Genomic DNA, 1,031 nt, shown 5'->3' on the forward strand with positions numbered 1-1,031 from the left:
TGAGAGTCGCCAAGATAATCGATGGTTTACCCCCTCCTTCTGTCCAAATTACCTGATGGCCAAGCAAAAACCCCCTCAAACAACTTGAACATTGCAGGAGGGGGCTGTCACCTTGTATTCGACCAAGAACAACAAGAGGACAGTCCCAATGTGCCACACCTTTCTCTCCGATACCAGGTTCTACCAGTTTCTCACTCAAATCGACCAGGATATTGCCGCTGAGGTACAGCGTGGCGGCTGCCCTCACTGCCTGGATGGCCCGCTCCACATTGCCAACTACCCGCGCAAGCCCCGCGGCCTTCGAGACGCACTCGATGACAGCTACCAGATCCGGCAGAGTCTCTGCTGCGCTCGCGAGGGATGCCGGCGTCGCTGCACCCCGCCGTCAGTGCGCTTCCTGGGCCGTAAGGTCTACCTTGGTGCAGTGATCATTCTGGTAACGGCGATCACACAGGGTCTCTCTCCCCGTCGTCGCAAAGCACTGGTTGAACAACTTGACCTCTGGCCCCAGACCATCGCTCGCTGGCGTCGCTGGTGGCGGGCCATCTTTCCCGCCAGTCGCTGTTGGCACAGTGAGCGCGGTCTGTTTGTCCCGCCGGTTGCTATCGGCGAGCTGCCGGACGCTCTGCTGGGTCGCCTAGCGGGTGTTGACCTGCGCCAGCGGTTGGGGCGATTACTGCGCCTTCTGATACCGATCACCAGCGCATCATGCCCACCGGGGCTATCCGGCTCAATGAGGGGGGTGATGGATACGCAGAAGATGTGATCGCCGATGCACAGATGATCTGCCTACACTCCCGACCGACGGATTACCGGGAGCAATGGCATGAACGATCAGAGAGACCTGGATGGCTGGGCGCGGTTCCGCTTCGCGATCATCGGCACCCTCTTGGCTGCACCGCCAGCAAAGGGGGAACTGCGACGATCCCTTGAGGCGTTAGCCGAGCGCAGTTGGCCACATCCGGTGAAGGGTACAGCAACCCGTTTTAGCTTCACCACCATCGAACGTTGGTTCTATGCGGCACGCAACG

The 1,031-nt window shown here is 59.7% G+C and carries 1 protein-coding gene and 1 pseudogene; both read left to right on the forward strand.

Going from position 1 to position 1,031, the window contains the following annotated elements; translation table 11 throughout:
• Positions 1–148 precede the first annotated feature (148 nt).
• The gene (locus NPX02_RS21195) at positions 149–766 is read left to right on the forward strand and encodes a hypothetical protein (protein WP_260296056.1); all 618 of its coding nucleotides are present in this window, start codon (positions 149–151) and stop codon (positions 764–766) included.
• Positions 767–826: 60 nt separating this feature from the next.
• Positions 827–1,031, forward strand: a pseudogene (locus NPX02_RS21200) (IS481 family transposase); the annotation flags it as partial.

The organism is Sedimenticola hydrogenitrophicus (assembly GCF_025175675.1).
Lineage (GTDB): Bacteria > Pseudomonadota > Gammaproteobacteria > Chromatiales > Chromatiaceae > Sedimenticola > Sedimenticola hydrogenitrophicus.

Coding starts and splice junctions, on each gene's coding strand:
- NPX02_RS21195 (WP_260296056.1), top strand. CDS start 149: ATGTGCCACACCTTTCTCTCCGATACCAGGTTCTACCAGTTTCTCACT.